The sequence below is a fragment of the Dechloromonas denitrificans genome (assembly GCF_001551835.1).
Lineage (GTDB): Bacteria > Pseudomonadota > Gammaproteobacteria > Burkholderiales > Rhodocyclaceae > Azonexus > Azonexus denitrificans.
On sequence record NZ_LODL01000040.1, the window covers coordinates 243815 to 263207 of the forward strand.

The 19393-nt window shown below is 62.3% G+C and carries 20 protein-coding genes and 1 tRNA gene; 12 read left to right on the forward strand and 9 right to left on the reverse strand.

The genetic code is table 11. From position 1 onward, the window contains the following. Positions 1-10 precede the first annotated feature (10 nt). From AT959_RS19845 to AT959_RS19855, 4 genes are all read left to right on the forward strand, one after another. A complete protein-coding gene (locus AT959_RS19845; protein WP_066887334.1) occupies positions 11-1027 on the forward strand; it encodes an SPFH domain-containing protein in 1017 nt (338 codons plus the stop codon). A 10-nt stretch (positions 1028-1037) separates the two neighbouring features. After that, positions 1038-2969, forward strand: coding sequence for a DUF4178 domain-containing protein (locus AT959_RS19850; protein ID WP_066887337.1), 1932 nt, complete (start codon positions 1038-1040; stop codon positions 2967-2969). Then, positions 2969-3115, forward strand: a complete 147-nt coding sequence (locus AT959_RS21340) for a hypothetical protein (protein WP_157651370.1) — start codon at positions 2969-2971, stop codon at positions 3113-3115. The genes AT959_RS19850 and AT959_RS21340 overlap by 1 nt, the downstream gene beginning before the upstream one ends. A gap of 71 nt (positions 3116-3186) precedes the next feature. Further along, a complete protein-coding gene (locus AT959_RS19855; RefSeq protein WP_169795487.1) occupies positions 3187-5208 on the forward strand; it encodes a diguanylate cyclase in 2022 nt (673 codons plus the stop codon). Here AT959_RS19855 and AT959_RS19860 read toward each other — a convergent pair. Next, a complete protein-coding gene (locus AT959_RS19860) occupies positions 5205-5870 on the reverse strand; it encodes a glycine-rich domain-containing protein (protein ID WP_066887343.1) in 666 nt (221 codons plus the stop codon). The genes AT959_RS19855 and AT959_RS19860 overlap by 4 nt on opposite strands. A 13-nt stretch (positions 5871-5883) precedes the next feature. Next, entirely contained in the window at positions 5884-7338 is a 1455-nt protein-coding gene (locus AT959_RS19865; protein WP_066887346.1) for an NAD-dependent succinate-semialdehyde dehydrogenase, read from the reverse strand. A 63-nt stretch (positions 7339-7401) separates the two neighbouring features. Here AT959_RS19865 and AT959_RS19870 point away from each other — a divergent pair, with 63 nt between their 5' ends. Beyond that, entirely contained in the window at positions 7402-7902 is a 501-nt protein-coding gene (locus AT959_RS19870; protein WP_066887349.1) for a C40 family peptidase, read from the forward strand. 89 nt (positions 7903-7991) lie between these two features. Next, positions 7992-8068 (forward strand) — tRNA-Arg (locus tag AT959_RS19875). 69 nt (positions 8069-8137) lie between these two features. On the opposite strand, the gene AT959_RS19880 is transcribed toward AT959_RS19875, so the two are convergent. Beyond that, entirely contained in the window at positions 8138-8425 is a 288-nt protein-coding gene (locus tag AT959_RS19880; RefSeq protein WP_066887352.1) for a hypothetical protein, read from the reverse strand. A 29-nt stretch (positions 8426-8454) separates the two neighbouring features. After that, positions 8455-9939: a DASS family sodium-coupled anion symporter gene (locus tag AT959_RS19885; protein WP_088179015.1), complete on the reverse strand. Its 1485-nt coding sequence runs from the start codon at positions 9937-9939 to the stop codon at positions 8455-8457. A gap of 441 nt (positions 9940-10380) precedes the next feature. On the opposite strand from AT959_RS19885, the gene AT959_RS19890 reads away from it, so the two are divergent. From AT959_RS19890 to AT959_RS19915, 6 genes are all read left to right on the forward strand, one after another. Further along, positions 10381-10977 carry a hypothetical protein gene (locus AT959_RS19890; protein ID WP_157651371.1) on the forward strand — a complete coding sequence of 199 codons (597 nt, stop codon included), beginning with the start codon at positions 10381-10383 and terminating at the stop codon, positions 10975-10977. Between the two features lie 63 nt (positions 10978-11040). Next, the gene (locus AT959_RS19895; protein WP_066887358.1) at positions 11041-12426 is read left to right on the forward strand and encodes an efflux transporter outer membrane subunit; all 1386 of its coding nucleotides are present in this window, start codon (positions 11041-11043) and stop codon (positions 12424-12426) included. Continuing rightward, positions 12426-12875: a hypothetical protein gene (locus AT959_RS19900; protein WP_066887361.1), complete on the forward strand. Its 450-nt coding sequence runs from the start codon at positions 12426-12428 to the stop codon at positions 12873-12875. The genes AT959_RS19895 and AT959_RS19900 overlap by 1 nt, the downstream gene beginning before the upstream one ends. Next, positions 12872-13876, forward strand: a complete 1005-nt coding sequence (locus AT959_RS19905) for an HlyD family secretion protein (RefSeq protein ID WP_066887364.1) — start codon at positions 12872-12874, stop codon at positions 13874-13876. The genes AT959_RS19900 and AT959_RS19905 overlap by 4 nt, the downstream gene beginning before the upstream one ends. A gap of 31 nt (positions 13877-13907) precedes the next feature. Further along, positions 13908-14864: an autotransporter domain-containing protein gene (locus tag AT959_RS19910; RefSeq protein ID WP_205629975.1), complete on the forward strand. Its 957-nt coding sequence runs from the start codon at positions 13908-13910 to the stop codon at positions 14862-14864. 100 nt (positions 14865-14964) lie between these two features. After that, positions 14965-16629 (forward strand): SulP family inorganic anion transporter, encoded by a 1665-nt coding sequence (locus tag AT959_RS19915; protein WP_066887367.1) that lies wholly within the window; start codon positions 14965-14967, stop codon positions 16627-16629. A gap of 6 nt (positions 16630-16635) precedes the next feature. On the opposite strand, the gene AT959_RS19920 is transcribed toward AT959_RS19915, so the two are convergent. From AT959_RS19920 to ribH, 5 genes are read right to left on the reverse strand one after another with little or no spacing between them, the layout of a single operon-like run. After that, the gene (locus tag AT959_RS19920) at positions 16636-16914 is read right to left on the reverse strand and encodes a type II toxin-antitoxin system HicA family toxin (RefSeq protein WP_066887370.1); all 279 of its coding nucleotides are present in this window, start codon (positions 16912-16914) and stop codon (positions 16636-16638) included. A 55-nt stretch (positions 16915-16969) separates the two neighbouring features. Further along, complete coding sequence (locus AT959_RS19925; protein WP_066887373.1) at positions 16970-17467, reverse strand: phosphatidylglycerophosphatase A family protein; 498 nt, start codon at positions 17465-17467, stop codon at positions 16970-16972. Further along, the gene (gene thiL / locus AT959_RS19930) at positions 17460-18428 is read right to left on the reverse strand and encodes a thiamine-phosphate kinase (RefSeq protein ID WP_066887376.1); all 969 of its coding nucleotides are present in this window, start codon (positions 18426-18428) and stop codon (positions 17460-17462) included. Before thiL ends, AT959_RS19925 begins: the two co-directional genes overlap by 8 nt. Positions 18429-18432: 4 nt before the next feature. Beyond that, positions 18433-18921 carry a transcription antitermination factor NusB gene (gene nusB, locus AT959_RS19935; RefSeq protein WP_066887379.1) on the reverse strand — a complete coding sequence of 163 codons (489 nt, stop codon included), beginning with the start codon at positions 18919-18921 and terminating at the stop codon, positions 18433-18435. Then, positions 18918-19391, reverse strand: coding sequence for a 6,7-dimethyl-8-ribityllumazine synthase (gene ribH, locus AT959_RS20795; RefSeq protein WP_066887382.1), 474 nt, complete (start codon positions 19389-19391; stop codon positions 18918-18920). The genes nusB and ribH overlap by 4 nt, the downstream gene beginning before the upstream one ends. Between the last annotated feature and the right edge of the window lie 2 nt (positions 19392-19393).

Sequence of the window (19393 nt, forward strand, 5' to 3'; positions counted from 1 at the left end):
GGAGCAATTCATGGCACTGATGGACTTCATCAAGAAACAATTCATCGACATTCTGCAATGGACGGAGGATGCCGACGGCACGCTGGCCTGGCGTTTCCCGATGGCCGAAATGGAAATCCAGAACGGCGCCAGCCTGACCGTGCGCGATTCGCAACTCGCCCTCTTCGTCAACGAAGGCACGGTGGCCGATGTCTTCGGCCCCGGCATGTACAAGCTGACGACGCAGACGCTGCCGGTGCTGACCTACCTGAAGAACTGGGACAAGCTGTTCGAATCCCCGTTCAAGTCCGACCTCTACTTCTTCTCGACCCGCCTGCAGCTCGACCAGAAGTGGGGCACGCCGAACCCGATCACCATCCGCGACAAGGAATTCGGCATCGTCCGGATGCGCGCCTTCGGCATCTACAGCTACCACCTGAGCGACGCCAAGACCTTCTACCAGAAGATTTCCGGCACCCGCGACAGCTACTCCCGCGAAGAACTCGAAGGCCAGTTGCGCAATACCATGGTGGCCGGCCTGACCGACCTGTTCGGCGAATCCGGTGTCGCCTTCATCGACATGGCGGCCAGCCAGGACGAGTTCGGGAAGGCGATGTTCGCCAAGGCCCAGCCGATGTTCGCCGAATACGGCCTGACCCTCGATTCGCTGGTCGTTCAGAACGTCTCGCTGCCGGAAGAGTTGCAGAAGATCCTCGACCAGAAGATCGGCATGAACATGATCGGCGACATGCAGCGCTACACGCAGTACCAGGTCGCCAATGCCATCCCGGAAGCGGCGAAGAACGAAGGCGGCATGGCCGGCATGGGCGTCGGCCTCGGCGCCGGGGTCGGCTTCGGGCAGGTCATGGGGCAGGCGATGGCCTCGGCGGTGCAGCCGGCCGGCCAGGCCGCCCCTGCTGCCGGTACGGTGTCGGCCGACGAGGTGGTGGCGACGTTGGAAAAACTGCATGGACTGGTCGAAAAAGGCATCCTCAGCCAGGCCGAGTTCGACGCCAAGAAAGCGGAATTGCTCAAAAAACTGAGTTGACCGCAGCCCTGTGGCCGTAACTGCTTCCTGTCCCTCCTGCGGCGCGCCGGTTGTCTTCAAATCGGCGGCGTCGATCTTTGCTGTCTGTGAATACTGCCAGAGCACGCTGGTTCGCCACGACCAGGCGCTGGAAGATATCGGCAAGATGGCGGCGCTGGTCGAGGACCGTTCGCCGCTGCGGTTGGGGGCGGAAGGTAGCTACAAAGGCGTCCATTTCGCGCTGATCGGGCGCATCCAGATCAAGTACAGCCAGGGCTTGTGGAACGAGTGGCACCTGTTGTTCGACGACATGCGGACCGGCTGGTTGTCGGAGGCTGGTGGTGAGTATGTGCTCACTTTTGCGCAGTTCGTGCCGGACGCGCTGCCGCCATTCGACGATCTGAAGATCGGCCAGCGCTTCGTGCTGGCCAGCCAGACGTGGACGGTGAGCAATATCGAAAATGCCGAGTGCGTCGCCGGCCAGGGCGAGTTGCCGTTCAAGGTCGGGGCCGGTTACCCGGTGCCTGCGGTCGACCTCCGGAATGGGGCAAATTTCGCTACCCTCGACTATTCGGAAACGCCGCCGCTGCTGTTCATCGGCGAGGCAGTCGATTTCAAGTCGCTGAAAATGGCCAACCTGCGTGACGGGATGGCCTTGCCGGACAAGGCGGTCGAGGCAAGGGTTTTCCGTTGCCCGAGTTGCGGTTCGCCGATGGCAGCGCGCTCCAAGGATATTCTGGCGGTGGGCTGCGCTTCCTGCGGGGCGGTGGTCGATACGGCTGACCAGAACTACAAGATCCTGTCGAAGGCGCTGGGCAGCCGCGACGAAAAATACGTGCCGCGTCTGCCGCTGGGCAGCAAGGGGCGGCTGGAGGACAAGCCGGTCGAGGTCATCGGCTTCCTGGTCAAGCAGTGCAGGATCGAAGGCATCGAGTACGACTGGCGTGAATACCTGCTGGCGGCTGAAAACGGCACTTACCGCTGGCTGACCGAATACAACGGCCACTGGAACATCGCCGACGTACTGTCCAAGCCACCGGCGCAAAGTGGTTCGATGGAACTGGCCGATGTTCGCTGGGGCGGCGAGACGTTCAAGCATTTCTCGACGACGCCGACGGCGCAGGTGATCCAGGTCGCCGGCGAATTCACCTGGCGGGTCCGCCGGGCCGAGAGCAACCGGGTGGTCGACTATGTGGCGCCACCGCTGATGCTGTCGCGCGAATCGAGCAATAAGGAGCTGAGCTGGTCGCAAGGCAGCTATGTCGCGCCGGCTGTCATCGAAACGGCGTTCCAGCTGCCCGGCAAGCTGCCCGAGCCGCTCGGTGTTTTCGCCAACCAGCCCAACCCGTGGGGCGACACCCATCAACGCATCTGCCGCCTGTTCTGGAAGCTGGCGCTGCTCGCCATCGCGCTGCAGGCCTTCTTCGCCTTCATTTCCGGCGGCAAGCTGCTGCTCCGTCAGGAACTGCATTTCGCGCCGCAGATGCTGGAAGAAAGCGTCAATACCCGCGACTTCGAAGTCCGCGACAAGCCGCGCAAGATCACCGTCCGCAACACCGCCGGCCTCGACAACAACTGGATCGGCCTCGACCTGACTCTGGTCAACAAGACGACCGGCGAAGCCTGGCCGGCCAGTCGCGAACTGTCTTACTACTACGGCAACGACGGTGGCGAAAGCTGGTCCGAGGGCAGCCGCGACGACGAAGTCGTTTTCCTCGCCATTCCGCCCGGTACCTACTATCTGGCGGTCGACCCCGAGCTGGCCCCGGAAAAGCCGGTCGCGGTACGCGACACCATCGAGGTGTTCACCGGCGGTGCCGGCTGGTCGAATTTCGTGATGGTGATGATTTTCCTGGTCGCCTTCCCGATCTTTACCCGGCTGCGCCATGCCGCCTTCGAAGCCCGGCGCTGGGCCGAAAGCGACCACGCGCCGGTGAGCAGCGACGATTCGGACGACGACTGATGTTCAAACATTTCAACCTCGCCGCCGGCCTGCTCGCCCTTGCGCTGTTCGGCTATGCCCAGAACCAGGGCTGGAACATGTTCGACAACGTCGCCAATAGCGGCCATGGCGGCTCCAGCGGCAGCAGTCGCACCTATCACAAGTAAATCTGCACGGGATGGGGCGCTGTTGCGATAATACGGTCATGCGGTTTTTGATCTGTTTTCTGCTTCTTTTGGTGCTTTCGCCGGCGTACGCGCTGGAAAAGGTTGTCCTGCAACTCAACTGGAAACACCAGTTCCAATTTGCCGGCTATTACGCGGCCATTGAGAAGGGCTATTTCCGTGAGGCGGGTTTCGACGTCAGTCTGCGCGAACTGGCCGAAGGAATCGATCCGGTCGACATGGTACTCAAGGGCGAGGCCGATTACGGTATTGCCGCCTCCGAACTGGCGTTGCGCCGTGGTCGCGGTCAACCGGTGGTTGCCCTGGCCGCCATTATTCAGCATTCGCCGCTCGTGCTGCTGGTCAATCGCCGGCATGTGCCCAATGTCGATGCGCTGAACGATAAACGCATCATGCTGGCGCCGCACGAGAGCGAGTTGTACGCCTACCTGAAGCGGGAAGGCGTTGAAAAATTCGAGGCGCAGCCCCACTCCTTCGATCCGGCCGACCTGATTGCCGGCAAGGTCGATGCGATTTCCGGCTACTCGACCGACGAGCCTTTCCTGCTGCGGGAAGCCCACTTTCCCTATCGGCAGTTCAGCCCCGACTCGGTCGGCATCGATTTTTACGGTGACGTCCTGTTCACCACCGAAAAGAAAATCAAACAGTCGCCCGCCGCCGTTCGCGCCTTCCGCGCAGCGGTATTGCGCGGCTGGCGCTATGCGATGGCCAACCCGGAAGAGATTGTCGATCTGATCGGCGAGCGTTATTCACCGCGCCATAGCCGCGCCCATCTGCTCTTCGAGGCCAGCGAGATGACGCGGCTGATGCAGCCGGAATTGGTCGAAATCGGCCACATGTCGGCAACGCGCTGGCAGCATATCGCCCAGACCTACACCGAGCTCGGCATGTTGCCGGTCAATGCCTCGCTCAACGGCCTGCTCTATCACGCCGAGCCCGATGTGCTGCCGCCCTGGGTCTGGCCGGCTTTTCTGGCCGGGGCCAGCATCATTCTGCTGGCTGCCTTGATGGCCGCCTACTTTGCCCGTTTGAACCAGCGCTTGCGGCGCGAAATCGCCACCCGGCTCAGCACCGAGGCCGCCCTGCGCAATAGCGAGGAGCGTTACCGGACGCTGGCCGAGCACAGCAAGGACGTCATCTGGACGCTCGATCTGGCGAGCCTGCGCTTTACCTATGTCAGCCCGGCGATCCAGCGGGTGCGCGGCTTTACGGCCGAGGAGGTGATGGCGGAGCCGCTGGCCGAGGCGATGACGCCCGATTCGTACGCCCATGTCAGCCAGTTGCTGCAGGAGCATCTGGCCCGGCTGGCACGCGGTGATCGGAGTGCGCTGTCGGCGACTGTCGAAATCGATCAGCCGCACAAGAACGGCGGCACCATCTCCTCCGAAGTGGTCGCCAGTTTCCTGCTCGACGAGGCGGGGCAGCCGGTTTCCATTCTCGGCATCGCCCGCGATATTTCCGAACGCCGCACCGCCGAGCAGCAGTTGCGCTTGGTCAACGACACCCTGCGCCAGCAACTCGACGAAATCCAGCGCCTGCAGGCTGCCTTGCAGGAGCAGGCGATCCGCGACAGTCTGACCGGCTGCTTCAACCGCCGCTATCTCGATGAAACGCTGGAACGCGAATTGTCGCGGGCGCAGCGTGAGGGCTACCCGCTGTCGCTGCTGATCCTCGATCTCGACCACTTCAAGCAGATCAACGACAGCTACGGTCACCAGGCCGGTGACCAAGCCCTGAAGGAACTGGCCAGCATGCTGACGGCCGACATCCGGCACGAAGATGTGCTGTGCCGCTACGGTGGCGAGGAATTCGTCATCCTGCTGCCGCGCATGCCGCTCAAGGTCGCCGAGAAACGGGCCGAACGCTGGCGCCTGATGATCAGCCAGCTTCGCCTCCCGATTGGTGACATCGAACTGGGCTTTACTGCCTCGGTCGGCCTGGCCTGCTATCCCGATCATGGCAAGACGGCTGATGAGCTGACCCAGTTGGCTGATCTGGCGCTCTATATCGCCAAGCATGAAGGCCGCAACCGGGTGGTCGTCTATTCGCCGCCGGAGCCGCCCGTCCGGAGCTAGTCGCCGCCACAGCTTCCGCCGCAGCCCCCGCCGCCATCGCTGCCACTGTCGCCGTTCGACGAGCTGCCGCTATCACCCGAACAGCCGCTGCTGCAGCCAATATGGCTGGCGCAGAAGCCGCTGCCGGTCGCCCCTTGGGCCTGGGCCAGACAGTCCAGCTGGTAAATGAAACCGCCGCTGATCGCCAGCGCCGCATCCAGTGCAAAGAGCCGGGGCAGGCGCTGCGGATTTTTCGGGTCGATCTCTTCCCGGGCGCAGGCCAGCCGCCAGGCGCGCCGGATGCCATCACTGGCCTGGGTCGGCGAGTTCATCGCCGCGGCCGGCGTATGGTGCAGAAAACGGCCAAAGGCACGGCGGCAGAATTTGTCGTAGTGCCGGGTAAACAGGATGAATTCATGCCAAGCATCGTCGACCGCCTGCGAGGGCATCGCCACCATCCGGCGGCCGGCTGTTCGGCAAAGCTGGAAGTAGTCCTGCAGCCCGGCGAAAACCTCGCTGCGCTGCGCCTCGCTCAATTCCGGCCGGCGGGCGGCCAGCCGCTGGTCGAGAAAGCGCTGGTAGGGAAAGCTGTCGATATAGGCAGCTTGCCGCCGCTTGCCCCAATTGCGCCAGAGGAGGACGGCGAGCAACGCGAGCAGGCCGACGATGATCAGTTTCGCCATGCCGCAGCCCTAGCTAGCCGTTGATATCGAAGCACATGTATTTCACTTCGAGATAATCCTCTATCCCGTACTTCGAGCCTTCGCGGCCGATGCCGGACTGCTTGATGCCGCCAAACGGAGCCACTTCATTCGAGATCAGGCCGGTATTGATGCCGACCATGCCGTACTCCAGGGCTTCGCCGACCCGCCAGCAGCGGCTGACGCTCGCCGTGAAAAAGTAGGCGGCCAGGCCGAATTCGGTATCGTTGGCCAGCGCGATGGCTTCGGTTTCCGTTTCGAAACGGAACAGCGGGGCGACCGGGCCGAAGGTTTCCTCGCGGGCCACCTGCATCGCCGTCGTTACATCGGCCAGCACCGTCGGCTGGTAAAAGTTGCCGCCGCGTTGATGGCGGGCGCCGCCGCACAGCACGCGCGCTCCCTTGCCAAGCGCGTCGGCGACGTGGCTTTCGACCTTGGCCAGCGCCGCGGCATTGATCAGCGGCCCCTGGGCGACCCCTTCTTCAATGCCGGCGCCAACCTTCATGGCACTCGCCTTGGCGGCAAACTTACGGGCGAATTCCTCGTAAACGCCGGATTGCACCAGGAAGCGGTTGGCGCAGACGCAGGTCTGGCCGGTGTTGCGGTATTTTGCCGTGATCGCGTTGTCGACCGCAGCATCGATGTCGGCATCGTCGAAAACGATGAAGGGTGCGTTGCCGCCCAGTTCAAGCGACACCTTCTTGACGGTTGGCGCGCATTGCGCCATCAGCAGCCGGCCGACGCCGGTCGAGCCGGTAAATGACAGCTTGCGGACGCTGGGATTGGCGGTCAGCTCGCCGCCGATTTCCGCCGGCTGGCCGGTCACCACGTTGAATACACCGGCCGGGAAGCCGGCCTGCTCGGCCAGCACGGCCAGTGCCAAAGCGGTGAGCGGCGTCTGTTCGGCTGGTTTGACGACGACCGGGCAACCGGCGGCCAGTGCCGGTGCAACTTTGCGGGTGATCATGGCGAGCGGGAAATTCCAGGGCGTGATGGCCGCACAAACGCCAATCGGCTGCTTGATCACCACCAGTCGCTTGTCGGCTGCCGGGCTGGGAATCGTTTCGCCGTAGGCGCGCTTGCCTTCTTCGGCAAACCATTCGACGAACGAGGCACCGTAAATCACTTCACCCCGGGCTTCGCTGAGCGGCTTGCCGCACTCGGCGGTCACCAGTTGCGCTAGGTCGTCAGCGTTTTCAATGATCAGCTTGAACCAGACCTGCATCAGTTGGGCGCGCCGCTTGGCGGTCAGGGCCCGCCAGGCCGGCCAGGCCGCCTCGGCCGCCACGATGGCGCGGCGGGTTTCGGCACTGCCGCAACGCGGCACCTCGGCCAGCAATTCGCCATTGGCCGGGTTCAAGACGGCAAAGCTGATGCCGCTGTCGGCCGCAGTCCATTTTCCGTCAATAAAGTTGGTTGACCGCAGCAATGCCCTGTTTTGTAGATTCATGGTCTTGAAAAATCCTGTAAAAACGGTAAGTTATGCACTGTTCCCGGAAAGAGCTTTAACTCGATGCGCGTTCCTGCCCTGATTTTCGTCTCGCTCGCCTGCCTGCTGCTGGCTGCCTGTAGCGGCCCGGCGCCGCGCCCGGTTGCCACGACGGGAACTATAGCGCAACCGTCTTTGCCGATCAGCGAGCTGGGCAACGAGGTGGCCTTGTATGCGCTTGGCCTGATCGATACCGGCTATCGCTTTGGCGGCAAGAACCCCGAGGCTGGCCTCGACTGCAGCGGCATGGTCAGCTATATCTACGCTCAGGCGACCAATCTGAAAGTCCGCGGCAGTGCCTTTGATATTGCCCGCAATGCCAAACCGATCGAGCGCGGCGCCTTGCGCCCCGGCGATCTCGTCTTCTTCAACACCAGCAACCGGCCGTTTTCGCATGTCGGCATCTATATCGGTGATGCCCGTTTCGTCCATGCCCCGTCGACCAACGGCAAGGTCCGCATCGATCGCCTCAACGATCGCTACTACGCCCAGCGTTTCGAGGCCGCCCGCACCTTCTTCGACTAAACCTACCCATTAAATAGCGTAACTGGCGCTCTTATTGGTTCGATGGCATGGACGCCAGCGCCGGCTGAAGGTAGAATCCATCCTCCCAAGCGCCCGTAGCTCAGCTGGATAGAGTATTGCCCTCCGAAGGCAGTGGTCGGACGTTCGAATCGTCTCGGGCGCGCCAGAATGTATAAAAAGCTGATTCCGCAAGGAATCAGCTTTTTTATTTGGTGCATCCCGTTGCTGCTGGGGGTCAGGCCTGATCGCTCTGTTGCTGGTTGGCAAGCGCCTTTTCGGTGATTTCCCGGTAAAGCGAGGTGACCTTGCCGGCCAGTAGCTGATATTCGGGGTGGCGTTCGATCATTGGCTTGATGTTGGTCGAGTCGGTGAACACCTCTTCCAGGAAGGAAATGTCGTAATCGCTCAGGGTTTCGCCCCGGTCGACTTTTTCCTTCAAGGCCAGGGCGCGGGGCAGGCGTTGCTTTTCCAGGCGTTCGACGAGGACGGTAAGCATTCCTTGGTCGGCGGAAGTTGAATCCATGATGATCTCCTTCGGGTTGGGGTCTAGTTTCAGATATAGCCGAGAAATTTCCACCAGGTAAGGGCAAAGACGAGCAAGAGGATATAGCCGATGCCGGTCAGCCACAGGCCGATTTTGGTGAACTGCTTGCTGGTGAAGGTTTCGGTGCCGAGACAGACCATGTTCTGCGGTGCATTGATCGGCAGAATGAAGCCGAAGCTGACGACAAAGCCGAGCAGCATGGTCATGCCCATCACATTGATATCGCCGCCGAGGCGTTGCAGTACGGCGATCATGATCGGCAACAGGGCGGAGGTCAGCGACGTGGCGCTGGCAAAACCGATGTGGATGAGCACGAGAAAGAGCGATAGCCCGGCAAAGATGCCGAAGCTGCCCAGGGTTTCGAGATGCAACGCCCGGACGACGATGTCGGCCAGCCAGGTGGCTGCCTTGGTGTCGAGCAGCGCCGTACCGAGACTGATGCCGACGCCGAAGACAACGATCGTGCCCCACGGTACCTGTTTTTGCACCTGTGGCCAGGTCATCACGCCGATTCTGGGCAGGAACAGGAAGGCCAGGCCGACAATGGTCACGGTGGTCGTATCGATGTCGTGCAATTCCTTTTCGGTGACCCAGAAGCTGATCAGCAGGGCGATGGTGATCAAAACCCGCCATTCGGCCGAGCTCATCGGCCCCATGTCGCTCAGTGCCTGGCGCACGGCTTCCTTGCCTCCCTCAATGCTTTCTTTTTCCGGTGGCATCAGCCGGCGGACCAGAATGAACAGGGCCGCGGACATGATGGCCGCGTAGGGTGCGCCGGCCATCAGCCAGTCGGCCCAGCTTGGCGTCTCGCCGATGCTTTTCTGCAGGAAGCCGATGGTCAGCATGTTTTGTGCGGCCGAGGTCATGATCCCCATGTTCCAGATGCTGGTCGCCTGGGCGACGACGATCATCAGCGAGGCAGCGAAGAGAGAGCGCTTGTCGACCCCGAAGGCGGCAATGATGCCGCTCATGATCGGTACGACGCAGGCGACGCGGGCGGTGGCCGACGGCACCATCAGCGAGAGGATGATGGTGACTGCGATGCCGCCGAGGAGAACGCCCTTGGCGGTGGTGCCGACCCGGTTCAGGGTGCGGTAGGCGATACGCCGGTCGAGTCCGGTGGCGGTCATTGCCACCGAGAGGAAGAGTGCGGCAGCAACGAGTGCCAGTGCCGTGTTGGAAAATCCGGAGAGGGCCTTGCCCAAGGCCTTGCCGGTGCCCAGCAGTTCGCCAGCGGCACCGACCGGGGCGGTGCCGAGCGCCAGTGCCATCAAGGCGACGATCAGCACCGAAGAGACCGCGTAATCGAGTGCTTCGGTCAACCAGACAATGACGGCAAAAACCAGGATGGCGAGAATGCGCTGGCCGGCGATAGTCAGTCCGCTCGGCGTTGGCATCAGCGCAATCGCCAAGGCCGCGATCAGCGCGAAGATGATGGCGACTGGAAAGGCTTTGCCGGGTGCAGCGGAAACAGGTGATGAAGCAGTGCTCATCAGTGGCCTCCAGTTTTCTATTTGACTGACGGCTTCGTTGGGCAGCCGGTTTTTCGGATTGCCCTGTCTGCTCAGTGTGTTCGAACAGTTTATGCTCAATCATGACGCTGGTGTTGTACGCTGCAATTGTTTACAAACTTTGCCGATCTGTAGTGTTAGGGTCGCGGGCAGTAGGTGGGGCGACTTTCTTCGGTCACAGTCGACAGGCATTCTTCCGGGCGATTGGTGTCCGGAATGGCAGGGGCAGTCCATTTTTTGTGCGGGCAGATGAGCAGAGGCCAGTGATGCATGTCGATCAATATTTCCTTACGCTGGGTATGGCGCTTCTTCAATTGGCGGGAATGCTGGTTGCCTAAGCGTTAGGTGGTATATATTTCATTCCGCATATGCGTCTTTTGTTGCTTCGATCAAATAATTTTTTTCTCTTACAGAAAGATGATCATGAACATAATTTCCACGTTGTTTGCTGTGACCATGCTCTCGATGCCGTTGCTTGCCGCCGCACAAAATGCTCCGCAAGCCGCTGTCATTGCCGCCACGGCGCCTGGCCAGGCTTCAATCGGTGAAGCGGTTCAAGTCCAAGGCAAGATCAAGTCGATCGACAAGAAAAGCCGCAGTGTCGTCGTTGTTGGCGCCCAGGGAAATGAAATATTCATGGCGCTGGGTGAGGGGGCGCGCAACTTCGATCAGATTCGCGTCGGCGACCTGGTTACCCTGAGCTACGTCCAGGCGCTGGCCCTCAAGCTGCGCAAGGTCGAGAACAGCGGCATCCGCGAGCGCACCGAGTCTACGCAGGCCGTCCGGGCCAAAGAGGGCGACAAGCCGGCGGGTGCCGTCGAGCATACTGTTCGTGTTGTCGCCAATGTGGTGGCGGTCAATCCGAAGGCTGGCACGGTGACCCTGCGTGGTCCGAAGCGTACCGTCGAACTGGCAGTCAATGATCCGGCCCAGTTCAAGGAAATCAAGGTCGGTAACCAGGTCGAGGCAGAATACGTCGAGGCCGTTGCGCTGGAAGTGACCGCGGCTCCGCGCAAGTAAGCCTGATCGAAACAGGGGTGGATGCTCGGCATCCCCCCGACCTGCCGAGAATTGGGTTTGTCTATGTCGTCAGTCCTTCGTCCCCTGATCAAGCCACTGGCCCTCAGCGCCGTGCTCGGCCTGGCTGGTTGTTCCGTTATCTGGCCGGCCTACGAGACCCCGAGCATCGATGTGCCGCCGGCTGCCCTCAAACCGCTGAGTGTTGACCGCCAATGGTGGAAAGCCTTTGCCGATCCGGTCCTTGACCAGTTGGTCGAGCAGGCGCTGGCCAATAACCTCGACCTCGCCAAAGCCGCCGCCAATATCGAAGAAGCACGGGCCAACGCCGGTGCCGCCCGCGCCCTGCTCTCGCCACGCGTAGACGGCATCGCCAAGGCCGGCATCAGCCAGCGTCAGCTCAACCTGACGATGACCGAAGACGAGTTGAACAAGACCAACGCCATGGGCGCGGTCGGTGCCGCCGTCAATTGGGAAATCGACCTCTGGGGCCGCATTCGCCAGACCAACGACGCTGCCCTGGCCCGGCTCGCCGCCTCCGAGCACACCCGCAACGCCACCACTTTGTCGGTCTCCTCCGCCGTTGTCGACACCTACCTGCAGTTGCGGACGCTCGATGCCAAGCTGGTCATGACCCGCGACGCGGCCAAAGACCTTAAATACGCCTCCAACCTCGAATATCGCCGCTGGAAAGCCGAAGCGGGGACCGAACTCGCCTACCGGCAAAGCCTGGCCGAATGGTCGGCGACCGAAGCCCGCATCCCGAACATCGAAGCCGCCATCGCCAAGACCGAACTCGCGCTGCAACTGCTGGTCGGGAGCAGCCCACGGCAGATGGCCGGCCATCTGCCGCGCGGCGCCCAGCCCCGCGTGCCTGATACGCCGCGCGAATTCGACTCCGCCCTGCTGCTGCGGCGGCCAGACGTTGCCTCGGCCGAACAGATGCTGATTGCCGCCCACGCCGACCTGAACGCCACCCGGGCCGAACGCTACCCGCGTCTCAATCTGGCCCTGCTGGCCGGCCTGATCGCCAGCACCACCGGCGCCATCACCGGTTTCCCTTTCTTCTGGGATGCCAGCGCCACCTTGAGCGGCCCGATCTACGATGCCGGCCTCGTCCAGTCGAAGAGCGAAGGCGCCGAAGCCCGCCGCGAAAAAGCCGTCGCCCACTATCGCTACACCGTCGCGGTCGCTTTCCGCGACACCTACGAGGCGATGCTGCTGCGCGACACCAGCGACAGTCAGGTAGCCTCCTCGGAAGCCGAAGTGGCGACCCGCAAGAAATCGCTGGCCCTCACCCAGAAGAGCTACGACGCCGGTCGTTCCAGCAAGTTCGAAGTCCTCGCTGAATCCATCAAGGTGCTCAATGCCGAGCTTTCGCTGGCTGATGCACGACAAAATCAACTGTTGGCCCGCAGCCAATACTACAAGGCACTGGGGGGAGGTTTCTGATGATTTTCCACGTTTATAGCGAGCCGAAGCCGGAGGGTTATTTTGTCAATGAACCCTTCGGTATTTACCGCACCATTCTCGATGCCGACTGGCTGCTTTACCTGCTGCTGCCGCTGTTGCTGCTTATCGTCGTCGGCTTGCTGATGCTTGCCTGGCGGGTGCATGAGATCCCGGCGCACAAGGCAGATCACAAGAAAATGCGCCAGGCCGAACTGGTCAGCGCCCTGACCCTGCTTGGTTTGCTCGAACACTGGGTGTGGGCGGTGGCCCTGTTCCTGGCTTATGTGGACTGGCAGGCTTTCGAGGACTTCATGGTCAATATCCTGCGTCGCTCCCGTACACCGGCTGAGGCCGACGGCAAATCCATTCACGTCGCTCCGGTCGAGGCGGCTTCGGCCGAAGCTGCCTCCGTGCCGGCCAGCCAGGCCATTGAGGAGCGCCAGGCATGAAACTCACTCTCGTTCCTTATCTGCTGATCTGCTGGCTGCTCGTCAAGTTCGGCATCGTCAAGAAGACGCCCGGCAATTTTGTCGCCATGGGCTTGGGGGCGGTTTTCGTGCTCTTCATGCTGCTCACTTTCACCCGCTTCTATGCTTTTCTCGACCTGACCGCGACGACCACGGTCAAGGCGCCGCATATCGTACTCAACAGCCCGGCTGGCGGCGAGATCGAAAAGATCTACGTGACCCATAACCAGAAGCTCAAGGCCGGCGACCCGGTGTACAGCTTCAAGACCGATCGTTACGAAATTCAGATGGCGGCCAAGAGGGCTGAGAAGGCCAGACTGCAGACGCAACTGGGGAAACTGGAGAATGATCTCAAGCGCCTCGGCAAGTTGCGCGGCGAAGTCATTCCGCAGGCCGAGTACGACGCGAAAGTGGCTGAAGTCGAAACCCAGCGTGATCTGGTGATCAAGGCCGAACAGGATATGGCCGACCTGCAATGGAAGATCGACAAGGCCATGGTGCTCGCGCCGGTCGACGGCCAGGTGGCGGTGCAGTATTCGTCCGAAGGGCAATATTTCGGTGAAATCCGGCCGGCGGCGATCCATATGTTCACGACCAAGAAATTCATCGAACTGCGCATTCCGGACCAAGTGTACGAGTACATCAAGCCGCATGCTTTCGCGGAATTTTTTGTCGATGCCTACCCGGGCAAGATCTTCCGGGCGCGGGTGCATAGCATCACGGAGTCGACCGGCGAGGCGCAGGGTTCGCTGTTCGGCACACCGCAGAGCGTCACCCAGCATGTGGTGAAAAACCAAAACGAAATCGGGCGGACGCTGATTCTCGAATTCGAGGAACCGGAAGGCGTGCATATCCCGGTCGGCGCCACCGGCAAAGCCTGGGTTGCCGCCGAGAAGCCGATCCATCTGCTCGGTTTCCTCGATCTGGTGATCGGCTCGCTGCTTCGTTTTGCCGCGGCCGAAGCTTATTTGAAGGCAATGTAGGCAGCCGCAGGCCCCATTGGGATTCGATGCATTGAATAAAAGCTTCTTCAGCATCGGCCGGATGGCAGGTCTGCTGTTGCTCGGCGTTTTTTGCCAGGTCGCAGCGGCCCAGAGCAATTTGAAGTTGCGTGACGTCAATGTGCGCAAGCAGGCGAACGATGTCCTGACCCTGATGACCTTTACCGTCGTGCCCGACGTGACGACCAGTACCTTGTCGATCAATGCGGCAAGCACCGGCAATCCGGCGCTGACCATGTTCACTCTGGGGGGCGGGGCGACGATGAGCCGTGATATCCCGGTTTATCTGGAAGGTGTTTTTGGCTATAGCCGCTACGACCCGAAATACGTCGTGTCCGATGGTACGACGCAGAGCACGCTGCCCCTCAAGTGGAACAGCGTCTCGGTTTCCGGCGGCATCGGCTGGGATTTCCGCCTGAACGACGAACTGGTGATTCGGCCGATCTTCAATATCTCGCTCGGCCAGGTGGCCAGCGACCTGAAGGTTGGGGAGTTTCTGCTGGGCCGGATTGTCGATCGCGAGATCAATTTCATCAATAATGGCTCGCTGACCGCCTATGGCCTTGGCGGATCCCTGATGCTCGATTGGGAACGGGTTCGCCCCGAGTACGAGTTCGATCTCGAGGCGCGCTATTCGAATATCACCTTGCAAACCTTCGGTAACACCGATAGTTCGGTCGAGGGCAGCTCGAAGGCAGAATCGGTGAATATATGGACGCGTTATCGGGCACCAACCGGGCTGACCGCCATGCAACGCCCCATCCGCTATGTGCTGGAGGCCGCCCACACGCGCTTTCTGAGTAGTGATCAGGCGGCACTCGGCATCGAGAACCTGAACTCGCTTGGCATCGGTCTCGAACTGGATTCCAGCGCCTACGACCTGTTTGTCTCGCGGATTCGTCTGGTTGCCCGGCGGATCTATGGCCAAACCGCAACCGGCTCCTCGCTGGGCCTGGCAGTCAGTTTCTGATGCATCGTTTTCCATTCGCCACCGTCAGCGTTCGCGCACTACAACAGGCGGTGCAGGAAACGCCGTCACCGTAAGGCCAAACCCAGCCGGAGCAAGCACCGTGATACCTGAAGCCGGATCTGCCAAAACGCCTGCCGCCCAGCCTCCAGGAATTCGCCTCGATCTGGTCGCCGGATTGACGGCGGCGGCCGTGGTGCTGCCCAAGGCAATGGCCTATGCGACGGTTGCCGGCCTCCCGGTCGCCGTCGGGCTGTATACGGCTTTCCTGCCGATGCTGATTTACGCCTTGCTCGGCACCTCGCGCGTTCTCAGTTTCAGTTCGACGACGACGCTGGCCATCCTGGCTGGGACGCAACTCGGCCTGGTCGTGCCGGATGGCGATCCGGCCAGGCTGATTGTCGCGGTGGCGACCCTGAGCGCGCTGACCGGGGCAATCCTGATCCTGGCTTCGTTGCTCCGTCTCGGCTTTGTCGCCAGCTTCATTTCCAGCCCGGTGCTGACCGGCTTCAAGGCCGGGATCGGTCTGGTCATCGTGCTTGACCAAGTGCCCAAGCTGCTCGGCGTGCACATCACCAAACAGGGCTTTTTCCATGACCTGCTCAGTTTGGCCCAGCATCTCCCCGATACCTCGCTGCTGACGCTCGCCGTTGCCGCGGGAACCCTGCTCGTGCTGCTCGGCATGGAGCGCTTGTGGCCGCATTCGCCGGCGCCGCTGGTCGCCGTTGGCGGTGGCATTGCCGCCTCCTGGTTCCTCGGTCTGGAGGGACAGGGCGTCGCCATCGTCGGCCTGATTCCGCAGGGCCTGCCCTCGCTGATGTTGCCCGATCTGGCGCTCGTTGAGCAACTGCTGCCGGGCGCGATCGGTATCGCCCTGATGAGCTTTACCGAGTCGATTGCTGCCGGGCGTGCCTTTGCCGACAGTTCCGAACCGCCGATCAAGGCCAATCGCGAACTGCTGGCCAGCGGTGTCGCCAATCTGGGCGGCGCGCTGTTTGGCGCCATGCCGTCCGGGGGCGGTACCTCGCAGACGGCGGTGGTGCGGGCGGCCGGGGGGCGTTCGCAAAAGGCCGGCCTGGTCACGGCCGGGGCGGCTGCCGCTACCATGCTCTTCCTGGCGCCGCTGCTCGGCCTGCTGCCTTACGCGACGCTGGCCGCCGTGGTCATCGTCTATTCGGTGGGGCTGATCCAGCCGGGTGAATTCCGGGCCATCCGCCAGGTTCGGACGATGGAATTTCGCTGGGCGATCGCCGCCTTTTTGGGTGTCCTGGTCTTCGGCACGCTGCAGGGTATCGTCGTCGCCATCATCATTTCGCTGATCGCCCTCTCCAGCCAGTCGGCCAATCCCCGGGTCTATGTCATCGGCCGCAAGCGTGGGGCGGATGTGCTGCGCCCCTTGTCGCCGGAGCATCCGGATGATGAGACCTTCCCCGGTTTGCTGATCCTGCGTCCGGAGGGGCGCTTGTTCTTCGTCAATGCGCCAATGGTCGCCGAGCAGATGCGGGCCTTGGTCGACCAGCATCAGCCCCGGGTCGTGGTCCTCGATCTGAGCCGGGTGCCGGATATCGAATACTCCGCGCTGCAGATGCTGATCGAAGGCGAGCGGCTGATCGCCGAGCGCAACATCACGCTCTGGCTGGCCGGTCTGAATCCGCGGGTACTGGAGGTGGTCCGCCATGCTGGCCTGGCCGACCACCTCGGGCGCGAGCGCATGCTGTTCAATGCCCGCGCCGCCATCGAGTGCTACCAGGCCATGCCTGCCGCCTGAGGCGCTTCAGTTCTCGCCGGCTTCGTAGGACGACAGCGTCACCCCGGCGTGGGCCAGCACTTCGCGCAAGGCCTTGATGTCGGTCCTGCTGCAGGTGCTGCTGTTGTGCGGGTGGTGCAGGAAGGCTTCGACCTTGTTCAGCGTGATCTTGAAGCGAGCGCCGTGCGAGGGCTCGATTTCGGCGCCGAGATGGTTGAGCAGCGATTCGACTTCGCGCCAGTGAATATTGGCCGAGGGCGGGTCCTGGAAGATGCTGCGCATCAGGTGGGCGTGCTTGTGACTCATGATGAATCTCCGGACGGTTTGCGCCCGTTCATTCTATGCCTGCGGCACGCTGTCGTCAGGCGAAAACGATCTTCAGCAGGGCCAGTGAGAGCAATGTGTAGCCGGCAGCAACAAGGTCGTCGGCCATCACGCCGAAGCCGTTCTTGACGTGCTGGTCGAAGTAGCGGGCCGGTTGCGGCTTGGTGATGTCGAAATAGCGGAAGAGCGCGAAGGCGGTCAGTTGCCAGAAGAAGGTGGCTGGCGTCAGCAGCAGGATCAACCAGAAAGGGACGATTTCATCCCAGACGATGCTGCCGTGGTCCGGGTCGCCGATGGCGCGGCCGGTGACGTCGATGACCCAGATGCCGAGCAGGTAGGCGGCGGTGAACACCGCCAAAAGGGCAAAATCCGAAAAGTAGGGGTGAAAGAGCAGGAAGCTGCCCCAGGCGAACAGCGTACCGAAAGTGCCGGGCGCCTTCGGGGCAAGGCCGCTGCCGCAGCCGAGGGCCAGGAAATGGGCCGGGCTGGCGAGCAGGAATTTCAGGCTGGGCGTGGTGCGCGCTTGTTCAGGCAAAGTGGTCGAAGCCCTTGCAGTCGAATTCGACCAGCTTGCCGTCCGGGTCGAAAACGGTGACCTCGCCGGCCGGGCCGGCAGTCATTTCGCCGATGCACCACAGCGGCAGTTCCAGTTCGGCGGCGATGCGGCTGATGGCGAGGCTCTGTGGGCCGGGGGCGGTGAAGCACAATTCGTAGTCGTCGCCGCCGGTCAACTGGCATTCAAGGGCCATTTTGCGCAGCACGGCGTCGTAGCTGTCGCCCTTCGGCAGGTGCGGCAACTGGACGAGCTTGACGGCAGCGGCGCAGCCCGAACGTTCGGCAATGTGGCCGAGGTCGGCGAGCAGGCCGTCGGAAACGTCGATCGCCGCACTGGCGATGCCGTTCAGTGCGAGACCGAGGGCGATGCGCGGCCGCGGCTTTTCGAGGGCGCCGACGCACAGCCGCGGCCATGGCTCGGGCAGCTTGATCTTGCCCTGCAGATGGGCGAGGCCGAGGCTGGCCAGACCGGGGCGGCCGGAGACCCAGATCTGGTCGCCCGGCTTGGCGCCATCGCGACGCAGCGCCTGGCCGGGCTCGACTTCACCGAGGGCGGTGATGCACAGGTTGAGCGGGCCGCGCGTCGTGTCGCCGCCAACGACATCGACGCAGTATTCGGCGGCGCAGGCGAAGAAGCCTTCGGCGAATTTTGCTATCCACGCCTCGTCGACCGCCGGCATGGCGCCGGCCAGCGTCACCCAGCGCGGCTGGGCGCCCATCGCGGCGAGGTCGGACAGATTGACGGCGAGGGCCTTCCAGCCGAGGTTCCTGGGATCGGTGTCGGGCAGGAAATGGGTGCCGGCGACCAGCATGTCGGTGGTGACGGCGAGTTGCTTGCCGGGCGACGGCTGGAGCAGGGCGCAGTCGTCGCCGGGGCCGAGCACGGCCGATGGGGTGGGCCGGGCGAAGTACTTGTCGATCAGCGCAAACTCACCGGCCATCGTTTCAGCGGGCCTTCTTCTTGGCGGCGACTTCGTCGGCGCGGACGCTGGCGGCGACCTTGTCGAGCACGCCATTGACGTACTTGTGGCCGTCGGTGCCACCGAAGGCCTTGGCCAGTTCGATCGCCTCGTTGATGATGACGCGGTACGGCGTTTCGGGATGATGGTTCATCTCGAAGCAGCCCATCATCAGCACGCAGGCTTCGATCGGCGACAGTTCGCTGAACGGCCGGTCGAGGTGGGCGGTGATCTGCGAAACGAGCGCTTCGCGCTGGGCGATGACGCCGCGCAGCGTGCCGACGAAGAATTCGCGGTCGGCCTTGGCGAAGCCTTCCATTTCCGGGGCGTAGGCTTCGATGGCGGCTTCATCGGCACCGCCGACGCGCCACTGGTAGAGGCCCTGCAGGATGAATTCGCGGGAACGGCGGCGGGCCGACTTGGGCGGCGCCTTCGGTTCTTCCGGATGTTCGGTGTCGCTGAGGAATGTGGTCATTGGAGCAGGGCTTTCTGAAGATTGGCCATCTCGACGGCGGCCTGGGCGCAGTCGGCGCCCTTGGGTTGCATGCGGACTTCGGCCTGCTCGTCGGTGTCGCAGGTCAGGATGCCGTTGGCGATCGGCACGCCGGTATCGAGCTGGACTTCCATGATGGCGCGGCAGGCGTCGTTGGAGACGACTTCGAAGTGGTAGGTGTCGCCGCGAATGACCGCGCCGAGGGCGACCAGCGCATCGAAGCTGCCGCTCTGCGCCATCGTCTGCAGCACCAGCGGCACTTCCAGCGCGCCGGGCACGTTGGCGATGGTCATGTCGGCATCGGCGACGCCGAGGCGTTTCAGTTCGGCGACGCACGACGAGAGCAGGCCTTCGCAGACCGGCAGGTTGAAGCGGGCCATCACGATGCCGACTTTGAGGCCGGCGCCGTTCAGGTTGTTGTCGTATTCAAAGATATTGTCGAAACGGGCCATGG

Excerpts from the sequence above, each read along its gene's own strand:
- AT959_RS19845 (WP_066887334.1), top strand. The coding sequence starts at position 11 with ATGGCACTGATGGACTTCATCAAGAAACAATTCATCGACATTCTGCAA.
- AT959_RS21340 (WP_157651370.1), top strand. The coding sequence starts at position 2,969 with ATGTTCAAACATTTCAACCTCGCCGCCGGCCTGCTCGCCCTTGCGCTG.
- AT959_RS19860 (WP_066887343.1), bottom strand. The coding sequence starts at position 5,870 with ATGGCGAAACTGATCATCGTCGGCCTGCTCGCGTTGCTCGCCGTCCTC.
- AT959_RS19865 (WP_066887346.1), bottom strand. The coding sequence starts at position 7,338 with ATGAATCTACAAAACAGGGCATTGCTGCGGTCAACCAACTTTATTGAC.
- AT959_RS19870 (WP_066887349.1), top strand. The coding sequence starts at position 7,402 with ATGCGCGTTCCTGCCCTGATTTTCGTCTCGCTCGCCTGCCTGCTGCTG.
- AT959_RS19880 (WP_066887352.1), bottom strand. The coding sequence starts at position 8,425 with ATGGATTCAACTTCCGCCGACCAAGGAATGCTTACCGTCCTCGTCGAA.
- AT959_RS19885 (WP_088179015.1), bottom strand. The coding sequence starts at position 9,939 with ATGAGCACTGCTTCATCACCTGTTTCCGCTGCACCCGGCAAAGCCTTT.
- AT959_RS19890 (WP_157651371.1), top strand. The coding sequence starts at position 10,381 with ATGAACATAATTTCCACGTTGTTTGCTGTGACCATGCTCTCGATGCCG.
- AT959_RS19895 (WP_066887358.1), top strand. The coding sequence starts at position 11,041 with ATGTCGTCAGTCCTTCGTCCCCTGATCAAGCCACTGGCCCTCAGCGCC.
- AT959_RS19900 (WP_066887361.1), top strand. The coding sequence starts at position 12,426 with ATGATTTTCCACGTTTATAGCGAGCCGAAGCCGGAGGGTTATTTTGTC.
- AT959_RS19905 (WP_066887364.1), top strand. The coding sequence starts at position 12,872 with ATGAAACTCACTCTCGTTCCTTATCTGCTGATCTGCTGGCTGCTCGTC.
- AT959_RS19920 (WP_066887370.1), bottom strand. The coding sequence starts at position 16,914 with ATGAGTCACAAGCACGCCCACCTGATGCGCAGCATCTTCCAGGACCCG.
- thiL (WP_066887376.1), bottom strand. The coding sequence starts at position 18,428 with ATGGCCGGTGAGTTTGCGCTGATCGACAAGTACTTCGCCCGGCCCACC.
- nusB (WP_066887379.1), bottom strand. The coding sequence starts at position 18,921 with ATGACCACATTCCTCAGCGACACCGAACATCCGGAAGAACCGAAGGCG.
- ribH (WP_066887382.1), bottom strand. The coding sequence starts at position 19,391 with ATGGCCCGTTTCGACAATATCTTTGAATACGACAACAACCTGAACGGC.